At 65.8% G+C, this 17514-nt stretch carries 19 protein-coding genes and 1 pseudogene; 13 read left to right on the forward strand and 7 right to left on the reverse strand.

Features of this window, described 5'->3' with window-relative positions; genetic code table 11:
- Positions 1 to 119: 119 nt before the first annotated feature.
- Positions 120 to 1376: a LeuA family protein gene (locus MUN73_RS08485; protein ID WP_425492725.1), complete on the reverse strand. Its 1257-nt coding sequence runs from the start codon at positions 1374 to 1376 to the stop codon at positions 120 to 122.
- Between the two features lie 464 nt (positions 1377 to 1840).
- Complete coding sequence (locus tag MUN73_RS08490; protein WP_250140029.1) at positions 1841 to 2434, reverse strand: winged helix-turn-helix transcriptional regulator; 594 nt, start codon at positions 2432 to 2434, stop codon at positions 1841 to 1843.
- Positions 2435 to 2532: 98 nt separating this feature from the next.
- On the opposite strand from MUN73_RS08490, the gene MUN73_RS08495 reads away from it, so the two are divergent.
- The 3 genes from MUN73_RS08495 (at position 2533) to MUN73_RS08505 (ending at position 3917) form a co-directional block, all read left to right on the forward strand.
- The gene (locus MUN73_RS08495) at positions 2533 to 2988 is read left to right on the forward strand and encodes a ferritin-like domain-containing protein (protein WP_250140030.1); all 456 of its coding nucleotides are present in this window, start codon (positions 2533 to 2535) and stop codon (positions 2986 to 2988) included.
- A gap of 133 nt (positions 2989 to 3121) precedes the next feature.
- Positions 3122 to 3412: a DUF5779 family protein gene (locus tag MUN73_RS08500; RefSeq protein WP_250140031.1), complete on the forward strand. Its 291-nt coding sequence runs from the start codon at positions 3122 to 3124 to the stop codon at positions 3410 to 3412.
- A 67-nt stretch (positions 3413 to 3479) separates the two neighbouring features.
- Positions 3480 to 3917: a MaoC/PaaZ C-terminal domain-containing protein gene (locus MUN73_RS08505; protein ID WP_250140032.1), complete on the forward strand. Its 438-nt coding sequence runs from the start codon at positions 3480 to 3482 to the stop codon at positions 3915 to 3917.
- A 16-nt stretch (positions 3918 to 3933) separates the two neighbouring features.
- Here MUN73_RS08505 and MUN73_RS08510 read toward each other — a convergent pair whose 3' ends face one another.
- Complete coding sequence (locus tag MUN73_RS08510; RefSeq protein WP_250140033.1) at positions 3934 to 4620, reverse strand: VOC family protein; 687 nt, start codon at positions 4618 to 4620, stop codon at positions 3934 to 3936.
- A 165-nt stretch (positions 4621 to 4785) separates the two neighbouring features.
- On the opposite strand from MUN73_RS08510, the gene MUN73_RS08515 reads away from it, so the two are divergent.
- Both MUN73_RS08515 and MUN73_RS08520 read left to right on the forward strand, forming a co-directional pair.
- Positions 4786 to 5469: a hypothetical protein gene (locus MUN73_RS08515; RefSeq protein ID WP_250140034.1), complete on the forward strand. Its 684-nt coding sequence runs from the start codon at positions 4786 to 4788 to the stop codon at positions 5467 to 5469.
- 212 nt (positions 5470 to 5681) lie between these two features.
- Positions 5682 to 6131, forward strand: coding sequence for a JAB/MPN domain protein-containing protein (locus MUN73_RS08520; RefSeq protein ID WP_250140035.1), 450 nt, complete (start codon positions 5682 to 5684; stop codon positions 6129 to 6131).
- 232 nt (positions 6132 to 6363) lie between these two features.
- Here the strand turns inward: MUN73_RS08520 and MUN73_RS08525 are convergent, their stop codons facing one another.
- A complete protein-coding gene (locus MUN73_RS08525; protein ID WP_250140036.1) occupies positions 6364 to 6573 on the reverse strand; it encodes a ribbon-helix-helix domain-containing protein in 210 nt (69 codons plus the stop codon).
- 109 nt (positions 6574 to 6682) lie between these two features.
- Between MUN73_RS08525 and MUN73_RS08530 the strand changes: the two genes are divergently transcribed.
- The gene (locus MUN73_RS08530) at positions 6683 to 7012 is read left to right on the forward strand and encodes a DUF5789 family protein (protein WP_250140037.1); all 330 of its coding nucleotides are present in this window, start codon (positions 6683 to 6685) and stop codon (positions 7010 to 7012) included.
- A 61-nt stretch (positions 7013 to 7073) separates the two neighbouring features.
- Here the strand turns inward: MUN73_RS08530 and aglJ are convergent, their stop codons facing one another.
- Complete coding sequence (gene aglJ / locus MUN73_RS08535; RefSeq protein WP_250140038.1) at positions 7074 to 8084, reverse strand: S-layer glycoprotein N-glycosyltransferase AglJ; 1011 nt, start codon at positions 8082 to 8084, stop codon at positions 7074 to 7076.
- Between the two features lie 161 nt (positions 8085 to 8245).
- Here aglJ and MUN73_RS08540 point away from each other — a divergent pair, with 161 nt between their 5' ends.
- From MUN73_RS08540 to MUN73_RS08555, 4 genes are all read left to right on the forward strand, one after another.
- Positions 8246 to 8428, forward strand: coding sequence for an HVO_A0556 family zinc finger protein (locus MUN73_RS08540; protein ID WP_250140039.1), 183 nt, complete (start codon positions 8246 to 8248; stop codon positions 8426 to 8428).
- Positions 8429 to 8494: 66 nt separating this feature from the next.
- The gene (locus MUN73_RS08545; protein ID WP_250140040.1) at positions 8495 to 9469 is read left to right on the forward strand and encodes an NAD-dependent epimerase/dehydratase family protein; all 975 of its coding nucleotides are present in this window, start codon (positions 8495 to 8497) and stop codon (positions 9467 to 9469) included.
- 177 nt (positions 9470 to 9646) lie between these two features.
- Positions 9647 to 10588: an NAD-dependent epimerase/dehydratase family protein gene (locus MUN73_RS08550; RefSeq protein ID WP_250140041.1), complete on the forward strand. Its 942-nt coding sequence runs from the start codon at positions 9647 to 9649 to the stop codon at positions 10586 to 10588.
- Between the two features lie 169 nt (positions 10589 to 10757).
- Entirely contained in the window at positions 10758 to 13520 is a 2763-nt protein-coding gene (locus MUN73_RS08555) for a YegP family protein (RefSeq protein ID WP_250140042.1), read from the forward strand.
- Between the two features lie 9 nt (positions 13521 to 13529).
- Here the strand turns inward: MUN73_RS08555 and MUN73_RS08560 are convergent, their stop codons facing one another.
- Positions 13530 to 15119, reverse strand: a complete 1590-nt coding sequence (locus MUN73_RS08560) for an HTTM domain-containing protein (protein ID WP_250140043.1) — start codon at positions 15117 to 15119, stop codon at positions 13530 to 13532.
- 224 nt (positions 15120 to 15343) lie between these two features.
- Between MUN73_RS08560 and MUN73_RS08565 the strand changes: the two genes are divergently transcribed.
- Entirely contained in the window at positions 15344 to 15760 is a 417-nt protein-coding gene (locus MUN73_RS08565) for a thiol-disulfide oxidoreductase DCC family protein (RefSeq protein WP_250140044.1), read from the forward strand.
- A 76-nt stretch (positions 15761 to 15836) separates the two neighbouring features.
- On the opposite strand, the pseudogene MUN73_RS08570 reads toward MUN73_RS08565, so the two are convergent.
- Positions 15837 to 15938: pseudogene (locus tag MUN73_RS08570) on the reverse strand (UTP--glucose-1-phosphate uridylyltransferase); the annotation flags it as partial.
- Positions 15939 to 15998: 60 nt separating this feature from the next.
- On the opposite strand from MUN73_RS08570, the gene MUN73_RS22690 reads away from it, so the two are divergent.
- Both MUN73_RS22690 and MUN73_RS08575 read left to right on the forward strand, forming a co-directional pair.
- Entirely contained in the window at positions 15999 to 16181 is a 183-nt protein-coding gene (locus tag MUN73_RS22690; RefSeq protein ID WP_321575763.1) for an HVO_A0556 family zinc finger protein, read from the forward strand.
- A 157-nt stretch (positions 16182 to 16338) separates the two neighbouring features.
- On the forward strand, positions 16339 to 17481 hold the full coding sequence (locus MUN73_RS08575; protein WP_265339163.1) for a glycosyltransferase: 1143 nt from the start codon (positions 16339 to 16341) through the stop codon (positions 17479 to 17481).
- Positions 17482 to 17514 lie beyond the last annotated feature (33 nt).

Genomic DNA, 17514 nt, shown 5'->3' on the forward strand with positions numbered 1-17514 from the left:
TCATTATCCTCCACGTACGTGACTCGATGGTCATAACTGTTGCGAGTCAGTCTCGCTCGCGATCCGATCGCGTCCGATAGCCGGTGCTCGCGACCGGTAGCAAACGGGGCGGGCATCGGTTAGACGCGCACCTCCTCCTGGTCCCCCTGCCGTTCGACGTCGGCTTCCTCGGCGAAGCGTTCCAGATCGTCGACCGTGATCTGGCGCTTCTCCGCACCGTAGTCCTTGACCCGGCGGGTGACCGCGCGTACCTGCTCGTCGGTGGGCGAAAAACCCAGTTCGTGCAGGCGTTCCCGGACCGAGTGGGTGCCGGTGTGTTTCCCCATGACCAGTCGGCGCTCGGCGCCGACCATCTCGGGGGTCATCACGCCGGGCTCGAAGGTATCGGAGTTCTCGATGACGCCGGCGGCGTGGATTCCGCTCTCGTGGGAGAAGGCGTTGGCACCGACGACGGGCTTGTTGCCCGGCGTCTCCATGCCGCTTTTCTCCTCGACGACGTTCGAGAGTTCGGCGATGCGCGTCGTGTCGATCCCTGTCTCGGTCTGGTAGAGCGACTCGACGGCCATCACGAACTCCTCGTAGGCGGCGTTGCCGGCCCGCTCGCCGATCGAGTTGACCGAGACCTGCGCCTGGTCGGCCCCCGCTTCGATGCCGGCCAGCGCGTTCGCGGTGGCCAGTCCGAAGTCGTCGTGGGTGTGGACGTCGATCCGTGCGTCGGTGTGGGCCCGGACCTTCTCGATCATGGCCTTGAACCGCGTCGGGGTGGCGACGCCACACGTATCGGGAATGTTGATCCAGTCGACGCCCGCCTCGGAGACCGCCTCGATGACGTCGATCAGGAACCCCTCGTCGGTTCGCGTCGCGTCCATCGGCGAGAACATACAGGTCGTTCCCGTCTCGACGACGCGTTCGACCGATTCGACTGCGCGCTGTACGACCTCGTCTCGCGTAGCGTGCATCGAGTCCTCGATCTGGACGTCGCTGGTGGACACGAACGTGTGTACCATTTCGACGCCGGAATCGAGCGCCGCGTCGATATCTTTGTCGACGACGCGGGCCAACCCGCAGGTGGTCGTCGACGTCGAGGAAGCGATGTCACGAACGGCCTCGAACTCCGCGTCGGAGTTGACGGGGAACCCGGCCTCGATGACGTGGGTTCCCATGTCGTCCAGGATCGAGGCGATCTGCCGTTTGTCGTCGTACGAGAACGAAGTTCCGGGCGACTGTTCACCATCCCGGAGGGTGGTATCGAAGACACGTGCTGACTCAATTTCGTCAGTGGAATCTAACGTGCCCTGGAAGAACTCGACCCCCCTGACTGGTGTCAGAGGACGGGTTGTCGTGTGAAGACATTGTATCAGGACCCGACGTTCGATGAGGTATATAAAACTACCGCTGATCGGACCGCTGGTACGTGCGAACTCGTGACATGCAAGAGAGATCGGGATCAAAAATCGCAAGACATCAACGCCCTAATATGGGGCCCAATACCCTATTACGATACTAGAGGCAGGAGCGAGAACGCACCCGGGACCGAGTCGATCGCGATACTATCGGCCGCGATCGGCGTGGACGAAACGATCGATCGCTCGCGCGCGCTCCCTGAGTGGACGTTCGGGCATCCAGACCGGGGCTGATACGCCCGGTGTTCGAAACAGATCCGATATCGCGCCCATCAGTGACCATCCGTTCAAATAGAACTCCTCGTGGTGGAGGTGATACCGGCGACGATCGAGTCCGTTCGATAGTCGTCCGGTTCGACGCCGGATCGGACCCTCCCCGACATCGATTCGACGCTGGATCGGTCCCTCCCCGGCACTGGCCCGGCGCGATCGACCGGCTACTCCAGGGCCTCCCGGTGGGACTCGTACTCCGTCAGGTACCGGTCTTCGCAGGAGGGACAGCAGAACGTCTTGATCTCGCCGTCGACGGTCGCCGTCACGCCGCCGTCGGTCACTTGCTGGCCACAGACGACGCACTCGAGCGAGAAATCGGTGGCCGAGACGCCGGTGAGTCGGTCCGATCGGGCCAGCAGCGTGACGTCGTACCCGGACAGCGTCTCGAAGTCGAGTCCCGATTCGAGCCACGATCGGACGTTGGCGTCGGGCAGCGTCGCGTGGACGATCACGCGCCCGTCCATCCCCTCGAAGACGTGGTCGACGCCGTCGAGGTCGGTGGCCGCCGCGTAGACGTCGTCGACGGCACCCGGGTTCGCGTCCAGTTCGGCCAGGACGGCCACGTCCCGGCGGAGTTTCGCCCGATCGATGTCGACGGTGAAGCCCCGGATGATCCCCTGGTCTTCGAGGCGGGCGATCCGATCGGAGACCGCCGGCGGCGTCAGGTCGACGTGATCGGCGATCTCGCTGTAGGGCCGGCGGGCGTCCTCGGTGAGCAACTGGAGGATCTCGAGGTCGGTGTCGTCGAGGTCGCGCATGCGCGATTCTTGGGCCGGGACGACAATGAGTGTACGCCACGTCTCGCGCGCCGGCCAGTGTGAGAACTTTACCCCCGGGCGTGGTAGCCACGCCGGCAATGACGACAGACGAGATCACGGACCTCCTGACGGGGGCCTACGTCGACGAACTCGAAACCGTGATGAACTACCTCTCGAACGCGATCGTGCTGGACGGCATCCACGCCGAGGAAGTCAAGGAGAGCCTGGAGGAGGACATCCAGGAGGAACTCGACCACGCGCGGATGCTCGGCGAGCGCCTGAAGCAACTCGACGAGTCGCCGCCGGGATCGGAGGGGTTCGAGGCCAACCAGCACAGCCTCCAGCCCCCCGAAGACACCACCGACGTTCAGTCGGTCATCGAGGGCGTCCTCGAGGCCGAGGAGGACGCGATCGAGACCTACCGCTCGCTGATCGACGCCGCCGACGACGCGAACGACCCCGTCACGGAGGACGTGGCGGTGACGATCCTCACCGACGAGGAGGCCCACCGGACCGAGTTCCGCGGGTTCCAGAAGGAGTTCCCCATGGACTGATCGCCCCGAACACCCAACGGCCGGAGAGATGCTCGCAGTCTCCGCGAGTGAGCGGGTGCGCGGCGCATAGCGCCGCGCGAAGGCGAACGATCGGAGGCGAACGTTTTTCTCGTCGGGGTTCGACCGGACCCACATGAGCGATTTCGACCTCGACCTGCGGGCCGTCGAGGAACACATCGACGAGGAACTCGAACTCGAGGGCGAGCTCGTCCTCGGCGTCCTCGACGGATCGACACCAGCCGAGGAGTGGCTCGAAACGATCGCGGACGGGAACGTCCTCGTCCTCTGTGTCGACGGGGACGTCAACGAACTCGCCGCGGGATTCGCCCGCGACGTCAAGGAATCGGGCGGGAACCTCGTTCACTTCCGCGGGTTCCTGATCGTGACGCCGCCGGGCGTCGACGTGAGCACCGATCGGCTCTAGCTCGGTCTCGGCGACTCCCGCGCGGCGAGCGTAACCCCTATTCTCCGTTGTGTCCTCGCTTCGCGCAATGAGTCACCGCACGTTCGACGACGTGATCGTCGGCGAGACGATCGATTGCGGAACGAACGCGGTCACGCGCGCGGAGATCACGTCGTTCGCCGGGGAGTACGACCCGCTGGCGATCCACGTCGACGCGGAGGCCGCCACGGCGTCGCCGTTCGGCGGACTGATCGCGAGCGGCATCCACACCTTCGGACTCACCCAGCCGCCCGTCGTCGATCACTTCTACGGCGACTCGGACCTGATCGCCGCGGGCCGGATGGAGGAGCTCTGGTTCCCCGCCCCGGTTCGGCCGGGCGACACCCTCCACGTGACCCTCGAAATCGAGGACAAGCGGGTCTCGGAGACCAACGACGAACGCGGCGTCGTCACCGCGCGCCGAACCGCGACGGTCGACGACGAACTCGTGCTCTCGTTGCGGAATCACACCATCTGGCGACGCTGAGCGGCGGACCAGTCGGTCATCCGGACCGGAACGTCAGGACGTGCCCGTCCGGATCGCGAACCACGACCGACTCCTCGTCCTCCCGATCGATCGACCTGACCCGATCGCGCACCGCGTCGAGCGCCGCGCCCGGGTCGTCCGTCTCGAACCCCAGGTCGACGTGGACGCCGCCGCGAGCGTCGGCGATCCCGAGGTGCGGCTCCCAGAGTTCGAGCGCCATCGGCCCCTGCAGCCGGACGCGCTTGCGGTCCGCGCCCTCGTCGACGGTCTCGAACCCGAGGTCCTCGTAGAAGGATCGGGCCCGATCGAGGTCCTCCACCTCGAGGACGACCTCGAAGATGCCGTCGATGCCCGGCCCCGCGACGTCCTGCTGGCCGAGTTCGACGCAGTTCCCGTCGGGATCGTACAGGTACAGCGATCGGGCCGGCCCGAACCTGGCTTCCTCGAGGTCGTACGCCTCGCCCAGGCGATCCCACCAGTCGTCGTACTCGGCCTCGGGGATCGAGAACGCGAAGTGAGTGTGGAGCCCCCCGCGCGGGTATCCCTCGGGACGGCGGAGCACGAGGTCGGTCTCGCCGGCCCCGAGCGCGAGTTCCCCGTCGCGGTCCTCGCGGACGGTCAGTCCCAGCCGCTCCTCGTAGAACGTGCGTGCTCGATCGAGGTACTTGACCTCGAGTGCGAGCCACGACAGCCGACCCAGCATATCCGATCGTACTCCGTCCGGGAGCAAAGAAGCGTCGCCGATCGAAGGGCGGGTCCGGACCACGAACGAACCCTGTGGAAACCGGAACGCGGTTTGCAAACGTGTATTCGAGCGAAATCGGCCGGTTCTCCCGCGTTTATGCACGCGACGGTCCTACGGTGTGGTATGAGCTTCCGCGTCGACGAGCGCGCGACCGACTTCAGGGAGATCGACCGGTTCGACGGCGGCGTCGGCTGGATCGCCCATCCGGACGAGCGGATGCAACGGGCGAGTCACGCCCTCGAGATCGACGGCGAGGTCTGGATCCTCGACCCCGTCGACGCCGAGGGACTGGACGACCTCGTCGCCGAGTTCGGCGACGTCGCCGGCGTCGTCGTCATGCTCGATCGGCACAGACGCGACGCCGCCGCGATCGCCGACCGATACGGCGTCCACGTCTACCTGCCCGACTTCTTCGAGGGCGTCGCCGAGGACCTCGACGCGCCGATCGTTCGCTTCGGCGGCGAGCTCGCGGATACCGGCCTCGAGGCCCGGACGGTCGTCGACAACCGGTTCTGGCAGGAGGTGTCGCTCTACAACCCCGACGACGGGACCCTCGTCGTTCCCGAATCCGTCGGGACGGCCGACTACTTCCGCGCCGGCGGCGAACGACTCGGCGTCCATCCGATGCGGCGGTTCGTTCCCCCGCGGGACGCGCTGGGCGACCTCAGTCCCGAGCGGGTGCTCGTCGCCCACGGGGCCGGCGTGATGGACGACGCGGCGGCCGCGCTCGCGGACGCCCTCAGCGGTTCCCGGAAACGGACCCCCAGGCTGTACGCCGAGGTCGGGCGGGACGTGCTGCCGTTCTAGCGCTCCTCCACCGTCTCCCGATCGGACGCGCTCGCAGTCGCCGCACGCGCCTCCGCTCGCAAACGTCCAGGCAGGTACACACTCGCAGTAGCGGCCACGAACACCCCTCGCAGTAGCGGCCACGAATACCCCTCGCCGATCGGCGGCCGCGGAGAACTCCCGATCGGTAGGCCGGGGATACACCTAACTGCGCGCCGCCCGTGTTATCCACCGTGGTCTACGTCACGCGGGCCCTCGTCGACGTGTTGCTCGACCTGGCCAGCGACGCCGATCCCGATCGGGTGACGACCGGCGTCTCCGTGACGCCCGCCGGCGAACTCGAGGGCGAGGACGCAGTCGCGATTCCCGACGAGACGCCGGTATTCACCGACTTCTACCTGCCCGACCCCGGCAATTCCGTCAACGCCGTCTTCGGCGTCGACCTCACGACCCCCGCCCGACAGGCCCAGGGGCAGTTCGTCTCCCACCCGCTCCGGGAACTCGAAGTGACGAAACGGGACGACCTCGCGGAAGTGATCTTTGTCGCCGTCCCGCCCTGGGAGATCGGCAAACGATCGTTCGCCGCGTTCGATCGATCCGGCGACCGTCACCCCCTCGAGATCATCGAGGCCACGGCGCCGGACCAGTCGCTGTCCGACGTCGAGTGGAAAACGGGACCGTGATACCGTCGGTCTCGAAACGACCTCCGCCCGATGCTGGAGGCCACGGCGCCGGACCAGTCGCTGTCCGACGTCGAGTGGAAAACGGGACCGTGATACCGTCGGTCTCGAAACGACCTCCGCCCGATGCTGGATCGCTAGACGCTCAAAAGCGTTCGGCCGACGGTAACGGGCATCCCGCTCCGCCGCGACGGAGATCCGCGGCCGGCGATCGGTCGACGACGAAGCCCGACCCTCAGTCGAGATAGCCGAGACCCTGGAGCTGTTCGGCGATCTCCTCGAACTCGGCTTCCGTCAACTGTCCCTCCTTCTGGTGCTGGATGACGATACTGCGCAGGAGAAACCGAACGAGGTCGCTCGTGCTCTGGAAACTCGTCCCCTCGATCGTCTCGTCGACCCGATCGGCGAGTTCCTTCGGGATCGACACCGTCGTGTATTCGGTCATACCCGATACTCCGTCGCCGAGGTCAAAGGCGTGTCGGCGCGGTCCACGGGCGTCGGACCGACGGATCGTCTCCGTAGCGGTTTTTATACCTCCCTGACTAGCGCTACGTATGGGAGTCCGGCCACCATCGAGTGGAGACGACGACGAACCCGAGAGCGTCGAGTTCGGTATCGCCGCCGTCGACGTTCGGCTCAAAGACGCTGATCTCACGTTCCCGGCGACGAGAGACGACGTCGCGGCGGAACTCGGTCACGAACGCATCCCCTACGACGTCCACGGCAACGACGTCGCCCTGGGCGAAATGCTCGCGGAGGTCGACGCCGACGAGTTTCGATCCCGCCAGGAACTGCTGAACGCCCTGCACGAACCCTTCGAGGAGTACCGGCGACGACACTCCGGCGGCGTCGTCCAGCAGGTCCGATCGCTCCTGCCGTTCTGATCGGTTCTCGTCCCGATTCGAGGAGCGCCCGGAGACGGTTCGGGCCGGTTCGGGGAACGGGTTAGTCGTCGTCTCTCTGCCTCGAATCCCGCGCGATCTGTTCGAGCCGGCGGCGCTGTTCGCGGTGTAACGTGACCAGCATGTCCGAGAGGACGCCGAACATGATCAACTGGACGCCGAGCAAGATCGCGGCCGCGGAGACGAGCGCCATGATCTCGTGGCCCTGCTGGTACTGGATCCACTGCCAGAGGACGTACGCCGCGATGACGCCGCCGGAGAGGACGCCGGCGACGCCGAGGCTCCCGAAGTAAAACAGCGGGTTGTTCGTCTTGGCGAGCGTGTACAGCGCCAGCAGGATCGTCCCGCCGTCTTTGATCGGGTGGAGGTTCGTTTCGGATTCGTCGGGCCGGGCGCTGTAGCTGACCGGCACGACGGTCGTCTCGATCCCGTGTTTCACGCACTCGACGGCGAGTTCGGTCTCGATCGTGAACCCGTCCGAGTCGAGCGAGAGGCGATCGAACGAGTCGACGGTAAACGCCCGGTAGCCCGAGAGGATGTCCTCGTAGCTGGCCCCGTGGATGAACCGGAACGATCGGTTGATCAGCCGGTTCCCGAACCCGTTCAGCGCGCGCATCGCGTCGTCGTCCATGTCGGCGAACCGGTTCCCGATCACGTGGTCGTACCCCCGCGAGAGCGGTTCGATCATCCGGTCGGCGTCGGCAGGGTCGTAGGTCCCGTCCCCGTCGAGCATCAACACGTACGGGACGGTAACGTACTCCAGCGCCTCCCGGACGGCCTGGCCCTTCCCGTCGCCGGACTGGACGATGACCTCGGCACCGCGGTCGCGCGCGATCGCCTGCGTCTCGTCGCTCGAACCACCGTCGACGACAACCACGTTCGTATACCCCTGCTCGCGAAAGCCGTCGATTACGTCGCCGATCGTCGCGGCCTCGTCGAGCGTCGGAATGAGCACGCAGACCTCCTCGGGCGCGATATCGCGCGTCTCCTCGGTCATCCCGAGGACCTCCTGCGTTCGGTCGACCGGGTCCACGCGTGCCCCGTCATGCTCCATTGCCAGGTACTCCCGTGTCGGACCGCAAAAGGTTGCTGATGATGGAGCGGTGGTCGTCGTTCCAGCTTCGGTCCCCGTGAGACGTTCGGCCGCCGGTCGTTCGTTTCGAACGTATCTCTCAGCCAGAAAGTTCTTGATACCGATGTTCGAACCTACGAACGATGAGTTCTGCTACCGGTCGATCGCGGACGGTCTCGGGAACTGACGCGCTCGCGCTACTCGAACGGAACGACTGCGCGTTCTGTGCCGATGGAACGCTCGTCAGAGAGCGGTACCGGGACAACGACGCCGTCGTCTGCGACCAGTGTGGAACGCCAGCGATGCAACTCTGGGACCCGGAGTGAGTTCGAGCCGGTCCGCTGACTGCACCGATCGGAAAGACCTTTTTCCACGACTGCCGACCGTCCCGTATGGATCTCACCGACGCTCGGATTCTCGTCACCGGCGGTGCGGGATTCGTCGGATCGCAACTCGTCGATCGCCTCCTCGCCGACGGTAACGAGGTCGTCGTCGTCGACGACCTCTCGAACGGCCGCGCGGAGTGGGTTCCCGCCGACGCGGACCTCTTCGAGGCCGATCTGACCGACCCCGCCGCCGTGAACGAGGTCGTCGACGCCGACCTCGATCTCGTCTTCCACTTCGCCGCCCGGAAAGACCCGAACGACGACGATCCGCGCGGGCAGTTCGCCGAGAACACGACGATGACCCACCGCCTGCTCGAGGCGTGTCGCGACGCGGGCGTCGAGGGATTCGCGTTCGCATCGTCCTCGACCGTCTACGGCGAAGCGCCGCGCCCGACCCCCGAAGACTTCGCCCCGCTCGAACCGATCAGCGTCTACGGGGCGAGCAAACTCGGCGAGGAGGGGCTGGTCTCGACTTACGCGCACTCCCACGGCCTCACCGCGTGGACGTTCCGCTTCGCGAACGTCGTCGGCCCGCGCCTCCGCGGGGCCGTCATTCCCGACTTCGTCGAGAAACTGCGGGCGAACCCGGACGCGCTCACGATCCTCGGCGACGGCCGCCAGGAGAAGTCCTACCTCCACGTCGAGGACTGCGTCGACGCGATGTGCCACGTGATCGAGACCGCCGGCGCCGACGCGGCCGAGGAGGGCGACGCTGCGGCGGAGGGCGCAATGTACACGTACAACCTCGGCACCCGGACGACCACCTCGGTCGATCGGATCGCCGACATCGTCAGCGACGTCCTCGATCTGGATCCCGACTACGAGTACACGGGCGGCGATCGCGGCTGGACCGGCGACGTCCCGCGGATGCGCCTCTCGATCGAGAAACTCGCGGCGATCGGCTGGGAACCGGCGCTCGAGAGCGACGCCGCGGTACGACGGGCCGCCGAGGAACTGGCCGCCGAGATCGACGGCGAGTAATACGGTTTACTGTACGTCATTTCCGGCGCAACCGCGATCCGGGCGGCGGTTGCGCCGGTAACTCGGTACAGCAATCCGTATACGTGTCGGCCAGCCGGTCGACGCGGACCGCAAACCGGGCGCGTCGATCGGACCGATCTCGAACACTTTTTACTCGGGTGACGAAAGGGCCTCCGTATGCAAGACCACCGCGTCCTCGTCACGGGCGGTGCGGGATTCATCGGCTCGAATCTCGCGAACCACCTCGCGACGGACAACGACGTGATCGCGATCGACGACTGCTACCTCGGGACCCCAGCGAACCTCGCTGAGGGGGTCGATTTCGCCGAGCGAAGCGTCCTGGAGGACGACCTCCCGACCGACGTGGACGTCGTGTTTCACCTGGCGGCGCTCTCGTCGTACGCGATGCACGAGGAGGATCCGACGACGGGGGCGCGGGTCAACGTCGAGGGGTTCGTCAACGTCGTCGAGCAGGCCCGACAGGACGGCTGTGACACCGTCGTCTACGCGTCGACGTCGTCGATCTACGGAAGTCGCACCGAACCCTCGCCCGAGGACATGCCGGTCTCGGTCAACACCGGCTACGAGGCCTCCAAACTCGCCCGCGAGCGCTACGGCGAGTACTTCGCGAACCACTACGACATGTCGATGGCCGGCATGCGGTTCTTCTCGGTCTACCAGGGCTACGACGGCGCCGAGGAGCACAAGGGGGAGTACGCCAACGTGATCGCGCAGTTCGCCGACGACGTCGCCAGCGGCCGATCGCCGAAACTGTACGGCGACGGCACGCAGACGCGGGACTTCACGCACGTCTCCGATATCGTCCGCGGGCTCGAACTGGCCGCCGACCACGAACTCACCGGCATCTACAACCTGGGGACGGGCGAGGCCTACGCCTTCGATACGGTCGTCGACCTGATCAACGAGGAACTCGGCACCGACGTCGACCCCGAGTACGTCGAGAACCCGATCCCCGAGTCGGTGTACGTGCACGATACCTGCGCTGATTCGTCGAAGATTCGCGAGGAAACCGGCTGGGAGCCACGGATCGACTTCGAGGAGGGGGTTCGGCGCGTGTGTGCGCCGTACACCGACGAGCGAGAGTCAGCGGACGACTAGTCGAGATAGTGGCTCGTTTTCGGCGATCGGTGGCGATCGTACGATTCGAATACCATCGGTAGTGAACCGGGGACGAGCGGTAATGGGCCGGCGACGATTCGGGATCCGGACGCGGCGTTCTGTACGTCGCTCATTATTATGGGTCAGTCAGTGATCCGGGCTGGTACGAATGGGTTTCGCGCGTTCCGTACATCGCTGGCGACTCGCCGAACGTGCCCGTCGGGAGCGCACGCCTCACCTCCAGCCCACGAGCGACAGGCTGGGCCGCCTGCTCTGCGGGTTCGGGATCGCGTCGATCGGGGTGCTCTCTACCGGCTGGCTGGCCCAGGTGACGGAGTTGGACACCGAGGTGATCGCCATCGTGATCGGCATCGCGATCGTTCTGGGCATTCTCACGTTCGCGCTCCTCCTGGCCGCGAAACGGACGGTCGTCGGACCAGCGGACGAGACGTCCGTAGCGCCAGCGACCCCGACCGGAGACGCCACCGAGAGCGCCCAGGTCGCGGTGGTCCAGGACGAAACCGGCGACTGGACGTGGTCCGTCCTGCACCTCGAGAGACGCGCGGAGAGCACGGACCGGGCCGCGTCGCGGTCGGCGGCGACGGAGCAGGTCGAGCGGTTGCAGGCGGCGATCGAGGCCGCCGACTGCCACGAGGTCCCCGAGGCGGCGTTCCGACTGTCCGCCGATCGGGACGACACCTGGCGGTGGACGCTGGACCGCGCCGGCGGCAGTCGCGTCGGTGTCGCCCCCCAGGCGTTCGACGAGCGCGAGGCCGCCGAATCGGCGGTACATTTCCTGCGAGATCACGGCCCCGACGCGGACCTCGTCGACATCGAGGGCGGCGCGTTCACGTTCGATGAGCGTCACGACGGCTGGCACTGGCAACTGGCCGCCAGCGATCGAACCCCGCTCGCCGAGAGCGCCACCGGCTACGAGAGTCGCGACCGCGCCGACGAGGCCGCCGAGACGGTCTCGGACCTGGTCGCCCAGGCAGACCTCCTCGATATCGACCACGTCGGCGCCGAACTGTACGATCGCGAGGACGGCTGGGCGTGGCGGCTGGTCGACGACGCGGACGCCGTCGTCGCCGACTCGACCGGGACGTTCGACACCCGCCGCGACGCCGAGCGCGCCGCGGACGCGGTGCTCCCGGCGCTCGAATCCGCCGCGGTGATCGACGCGGGCGAACCCGCCTTCGAGCGGTACCGGACCGGCGGGCAGTGGCACTGGCGACTCGTCGACGGCACCGATCGGGTGGTCGCCCGATCGGCGGCCGGCACGTCCGCACGGAGCGGGACGGACCGGGCCATCGAACGGTTCGAAGGGACCGCCCGGGACGCCGATATCGTCGAGATCGAGGCCGCGGAGTACGAGGTGTACCCCGTCGCCGCCGACGGTGACGAGGGGCGAACCGCACCGGTAGCCGGGACCGACAGTCGATCCACCGCCGTCGCGGACGGGGCGGGCACGGCGACTCCAGAAACGGCCACGGTGACGTCTGACGACGCCGTCGAGACGTCCGACTCCGGGTCCGCCTGGCACTGGCGGCTCGTGACCGGCGACCGCGACGTGATCGCGGCGAGTTCCGACCCCTGCGCCGACGCCGAGGCTGCCCAGGAGGCGATCGAGCGGGTGCGCGAGCAGGCCCGCGACGCCGAGTTCATCGAGTTCGAAAACGCGGCGTTTCGCGTCTACGAGAGCGACGCCGGCGAGTGGCGCTGGCGGCTGCTCGACGAGGACGGAACGGTCCTCGCCGACAGCGGCGCGGAACACGCCTCCCGGGGCGAGGCCGCGGAGGCGATGCTGACGCTGAAAGAGCAGGCCCCCGACGCCGACGTCCTGGAGATCGAGACGCCCGCGTTCGAACTGTTCGTCACCCCGGACGACGAGTGGGGCTGGCGGCTGATCGACGGCGCCGGCAGACTCGTCGCCGAGGATCCCGACACCCATCCCACCCGGGAGGCCGCCCGCCGCGCGATGACCCGGCTGCTCGACCACCTCGAGGCCGACGTCCGCACGATGGATCGGCCGATCTTCCAGGTCTCCGGGGCCGACGACTGGCACTGGCGGTTCGTCCTCCCGACGGGCGAGCCCGTCGCGATCGCCGCCACGTCCCACCCGACCCGGGACGCCCTCGTCGAACGGCTGTCGACCGTTCGCGAGACCGCGGCGGCCGCCGACGACGCGACGATCGACGAGGTCGCGATCCAGCTCTACGACGGCGGCGACTGGCACTGGCGCCTGCTCGATCGCGACCGGGAAGAACTCGCCGACGGGCGGGGGACGTACCCCGATCGGGAGACGGCACTGGAGGCGGTCGAGACGCTCACGGCCCACGCCGAGGAGGGACCGATCTTCACGATCGAGGACGCCGCGATCCGCGTGGGCGGTGGGGACGGCGCGGGCGGCCACGATGATGACGGCGGGGACGGCGATGGCTGGCACTGGGACCTCGTCGACCGGGATCGCGAGATCCTCGCCACCGCGGCCGACAGCGCCGACAGCCGGTCGGCGCTCGTGGCGGCCATCGACGACGTTCGCCGGCTTGCGCCGCTTGCCGACCCAGTCACGTTTGGGGACGCGTCGTTCGACCTCGTCGCGACCGCGGACGATCGCTGGCAGTGGCAGCTTCGCGACGAGGACGGCCAGGTCGTGGCGACCGGCTCGGAACGGTACGCGACGAAGGCGACCGCTCGCGACGCCGTTTCGGACGTTCGACGGCTGGTCGATCGGGCGAGCGTGTTCACGATCGACAGCCCCTCGTTCGAACTGTACGCGGACGACGAGGAGTGGGCCTGGCGACTGGTCGCCGAGCACGACACGGTGCTGTTAGAGAGCACGCAGACCTACGGGACGCGCACGGCTGCCCGGGACGCGATCGACGATCTGAAAGCGTACGTACCGGATGGTGCGGTTACAGTTGTCGAGTGATCGGCGGAGTCAGGTGTTCCCGTTCTGGACGAACTCGCCCGAACAGTCGTACTCGAGCAGTTCGTATCTGGCGACGTCCGGGGATTCCTCGTACGGGCCGGATCGATCCGTCAGTCCGTAGACGGTGAGCGACTCGACGTTCGTCTCGTGTGAGGCGTTCCAGCGCTCACAGAGGTAGTTCGCGAAGTACGATCGGTGCTTTTCGTTGCCGGCGTACCGCATGTTCGACACGTACTTTCGCTCGCGTGCAGTGTCGTAGGTCGCATCGACCGACGGGGGCCGGTCCCAGTCGACGTCCGAGTCGTGCAGGACGTCGGCTTTCGACCCGTCTTCCAGTTCACCCGGGACGACGAGCCACCGTGCCGTCGAGGTCGGATTGGGTGCGAACATCCGCCAGCTCTGATCGGCCCGTACCGTGTCGAGGACGTCCTCGCCCGTCTCGGGGACCTCGGTGTAGCCGACTGCCTCCGCGTTCGAGAGCACGACGAGGACGAGCAGGACCCACGGGATCACCGTCGCGAACAGGACGCGGCCCCGAGTGGCGACGGCCGAAAACGACGGCACGTCCGGTCGAGTCACGTCCAGCTCGCTGGGACCAGGAACCGGGAGAACGGGGACTGTGGCCTGAAGTCGGTCCAGACTCCGACGAAGTGGGACGTCGACTCCGATTCGCGCGGCCACCGCGGTGGCCCCATTCCAGACGCGGGGCGGGTAAAACAGCACCAGCCCTGCAACGACGATCAGGGGAAACAGGTCGATCCGGAGCGTGACGAGCATCCCGAGGTGCATCCCGACGAACAGCGACGCGATCGACGCGCGCTTGAGCCCTGTCGAGAGAACGAGTAGCGGAGACAGAACGATGAGGATCATCCACGCGTACGTGAACGCCTGCAACAGGAGGTTCTGTCCCGCGAGGACGTTGCCCAGCAGATACGTGAGGTGATCCGCCTGAAAAATGTGGACGACCGCCTCGCCGCTCATCCACAGGTCGCTCTGGGTCTTGTGGATGGCGTTGGTCACGTACATGAGAAGGACCTGGAGGAGGACCGCCATCGTTCCCACTGAGACCACGGTCGGACGCAGTGCATCCCGATCGATCCGACAGGTGTCGACAGCCCACCGCGAGCCGAGGGGCAGAAAGATCCCCCAGAACAGGAGCATTCGCAACAGGACGTCGCCGGAGTTGAGCACCATCGGATTTCGGAGGTGAAGCGATACCAGGAGGAGCCACGAGACGATCGTCGCGGTCCGCGTTCGATAGCCGACGAGCAACGCGAGAGCGACGACTCCCGCAACGCAGAACAGGAGGGCCTGGGCCCATACCTCGCCAGAGACTGCGTGCAGGGAATACGTGTAGGGTGCCGAGTAGTCCGCGAACAGCGCTTCCCGGGGGAGCACGCCGGAATCCGTGTAGAAGTCCTCGAGCTTTCGCGCCCGTCGGAGGAGATCGACGATCAGTAGCGTGCCGAGCGCGATTCGGAATGCGGCCAGGGCTCTGCGATCGATCTCGAACCGCCGCTGGATGCCCGCTGCGATTCGATCCACGATATCTGCGACGCGATTCCGCGCTGAAGAGCGGCGCTGCCGATCCGGTGTCATTGTGATGGTCGTCCGTCTGTCACGACTCTCGAGCAGACCGGTATAAGCTTGTTGAACAGTAAAGAGATCGTTTCACCTTGGGACCCCGGGTCACGGCCGAGCGAACCGACGGTCACGGCTGACGACCGCGTCGGCGTGTGCGATCGGGGCGTTCGACACTGGGCCACCTCGCTCGAACTGCACGATCGGAATACTGAACTATCGAGGCTGCCAACTGCAAGCCGATGGGCGACGAGATTCCGGACGAGGACCCGATCGTGCTCTTCGACGGCGTCTGCAACCTCTGTAACGGGTTCGTGCAGTTCCTCGTGCCGCGGGACACGGAGGAGCAGTTCTACTTCGCGTCGCTCCAGTCCGAGGTCGGAACGCAGTTACTGGCCGACCACGGCCTCCCGACCGACGAACTCGAATCGATCGTGCTGATCGAGGGCGACGACTGCTACGTCAAGTCCGATGCGGTCATCCGGATCGCCACGATCCTCGGCGGCATCTACGCACTCCTGGCACCGTTTCGAGTCGTGCCGCGATCGATTCGGGACGGACTGTACGATTTCGTCGCCGCCAACCGCTACCGCATGTTCGGCAAGAAAGAGCAGTGTCTGATGCCGACTGGAGACGTTCAGGAGCGGTTTCTCGAGTAGTTCGATCGGTCCCGTGGCCGTCCAGCCGCGCGATCGCGGCAACTCCGTCTTCTCGACGGTCCCCGCGATCGACTCCTCACTCCGCCTGTGCGATGGCGGGTTCGGTGAGACGTTCTTCCGCCCGATCGCGATCCTCCGGATACCCTACGTCGATCCGCCAGCCGTCCATCCGGATCGGAATGTGATTGATTCCCTCGGACAGAAGATATTTGTTCTATGCAGACAGTCGCTCACTCAGATGGAATCCGTTTCCGATCATGCCGTCGACGCCGCAGAACCTTCCCCTCTCGACCAGCTCGAAGATACGGCCTGCACGTTCTGCGATAGTGGATTGCTCGTTCGTAATCAGTACAAGGGAAACGACGCCGTGGTCTGCAACAACTGCGAGACGCCAGCGATGCAAGTCTGGGACGTGAAGTGACCACCATCGATTCTGCGTCAGTTGTTTCGTTCGGTCTCGATCGAATGATGGCCGAGCCAGTCTGTGAGTCGGTCTTTCTGGTAGCGCCTGGATCGATCCACGCCCGAGGCTGGCCGGATGCCGAAGAGGTTTTTATCGAACGCTATCAATGCCGACCATGAACCTGCTTGCGGTGGCTGCCGTCTCGCTTCTTTTCGTGACAGCCGTCCCCTATATCTGCTACCTCGGACTATATGCGTGGATTCGACCGCAGGGCTCACCCGCTGACAAAGAACCCGCAGAACCAACGGTGAGTATCGTTCTCCCGACGTATAATGAAGCACAGATTGTGGAAACGAAACTCGACGATCTGCTCGAACTCGACTATCCGATGGAAAAGGTCGAACTCGTCGTCGTCGACTCGTCGACCGACGACACCCGAGAACTCATCCGCAACTACTTCGCGGACATGGATGCCCCGGAACTGGTGCTGCTGGAAGAGGACGAGCGTCGCGGGCTCGCGCCGGCGCTCAACGACGCCTACGAGGCTGCATCGAACGAGATGGTCGTGAAGACCGACTGCGATTCCAAACTCTCGCCGGACGTGCTCCGGGAAGCCGCCGCGAATCTCGCGGACGACGACGTCGCGGCGGTGACTGGCCGGAACGTGGAGGTGTTAGGCGGGAGTGAGGTCGAATCCGGCTACCGTGGCGTCCAGAGTCACATCCAGCAGTTAGAGTCACACCTCGATTCTACGCTCATCTTTCATGGCCCCTTCTCTGCGTTTGAGAACGACGCACTGCTTCCGATCGATCCGAACTCGCTGGCCGACGACACCGAACTCGCGCTGAAGATTCGGCGCCAGGGCGATCGCGTGCTCTTCGATCCCGCCGTCCAGTACATGGAGGCCAGTCACTCTGAGTTCGTCAAGCGGCGAAAGCAGAAGGATCGCCGCGGAATGGGATTGATTCGGTTGCTAGTGCAGCACCGAGACGCGATCGGCAGGTACGGCAAGTACGGACGCGTGGTGTTGCCGTTCAACTGGTGGTTCATGATCGTCTCGCCGTGGCTGCTCGCGGTGACGATCGTGATTTGGACCGGCGCGGCCCTTTCCCTGTTTGGGATCGGCGGGCTGGCGGTTCCGGTGGCAATCAGTGTATTCGTATTTCTCGGACAGCGTGACTTACTCGGGCCTGTACAGACGCTGTACTCAATATTCGACACACAAGTGTCGCTGCTACGGGCCAGCGTAGAACTGTTAATTGGCGACTCGGACGGAACGTGGGATGTCGATTCGGAGTTGCGGGAGGCGTTCGAATGAAGAACCGAATTCACGTTGGAACAAGGAGGCAAC

Origin of the sequence: Halosolutus amylolyticus (assembly GCF_023566055.1) — an archaeon.
Classification (GTDB): Archaea; Halobacteriota; Halobacteria; order Halobacteriales; family Natrialbaceae; genus Halosolutus; species Halosolutus amylolyticus.

Bases quoted from the DNA above. Each gene is read 5' to 3' on its own strand.
- MUN73_RS08575 (WP_265339163.1), top strand. From the start codon at position 16,339: ATGAACCTGCTTGCGGTGGCTGCCGTCTCGCTTCTTTTCGTGACAGCC.
- MUN73_RS08505 (WP_250140032.1), top strand. From the start codon at position 3,480: ATGAGTCACCGCACGTTCGACGACGTGATCGTCGGCGAGACGATCGAT.
- MUN73_RS08510 (WP_250140033.1), bottom strand. From the start codon at position 4,620: ATGCTGGGTCGGCTGTCGTGGCTCGCACTCGAGGTCAAGTACCTCGAT.
- MUN73_RS08500 (WP_250140031.1), top strand. From the start codon at position 3,122: ATGAGCGATTTCGACCTCGACCTGCGGGCCGTCGAGGAACACATCGAC.
- MUN73_RS08525 (WP_250140036.1), bottom strand. From the start codon at position 6,573: ATGACCGAATACACGACGGTGTCGATCCCGAAGGAACTCGCCGATCGG.
- MUN73_RS08565 (WP_250140044.1), top strand. From the start codon at position 15,344: ATGGGCGACGAGATTCCGGACGAGGACCCGATCGTGCTCTTCGACGGC.
- MUN73_RS08540 (WP_250140039.1), top strand. From the start codon at position 8,246: ATGAGTTCTGCTACCGGTCGATCGCGGACGGTCTCGGGAACTGACGCG.
- MUN73_RS08515 (WP_250140034.1), top strand. From the start codon at position 4,786: ATGAGCTTCCGCGTCGACGAGCGCGCGACCGACTTCAGGGAGATCGAC.
- MUN73_RS08490 (WP_250140029.1), bottom strand. From the start codon at position 2,434: ATGCGCGACCTCGACGACACCGACCTCGAGATCCTCCAGTTGCTCACC.
- MUN73_RS08550 (WP_250140041.1), top strand. From the start codon at position 9,647: ATGCAAGACCACCGCGTCCTCGTCACGGGCGGTGCGGGATTCATCGGC.
- MUN73_RS22690 (WP_321575763.1), top strand. From the start codon at position 15,999: ATGGAATCCGTTTCCGATCATGCCGTCGACGCCGCAGAACCTTCCCCT.
- aglJ (WP_250140038.1), bottom strand. From the start codon at position 8,084: ATGGAGCATGACGGGGCACGCGTGGACCCGGTCGACCGAACGCAGGAG.
- MUN73_RS08530 (WP_250140037.1), top strand. From the start codon at position 6,683: ATGGGAGTCCGGCCACCATCGAGTGGAGACGACGACGAACCCGAGAGC.
- MUN73_RS08545 (WP_250140040.1), top strand. From the start codon at position 8,495: ATGGATCTCACCGACGCTCGGATTCTCGTCACCGGCGGTGCGGGATTC.
- MUN73_RS08555 (WP_250140042.1), top strand. From the start codon at position 10,758: ATGGGTTTCGCGCGTTCCGTACATCGCTGGCGACTCGCCGAACGTGCC.
- MUN73_RS08560 (WP_250140043.1), bottom strand. From the start codon at position 15,119: ATGACACCGGATCGGCAGCGCCGCTCTTCAGCGCGGAATCGCGTCGCA.
- MUN73_RS08495 (WP_250140030.1), top strand. From the start codon at position 2,533: ATGACGACAGACGAGATCACGGACCTCCTGACGGGGGCCTACGTCGAC.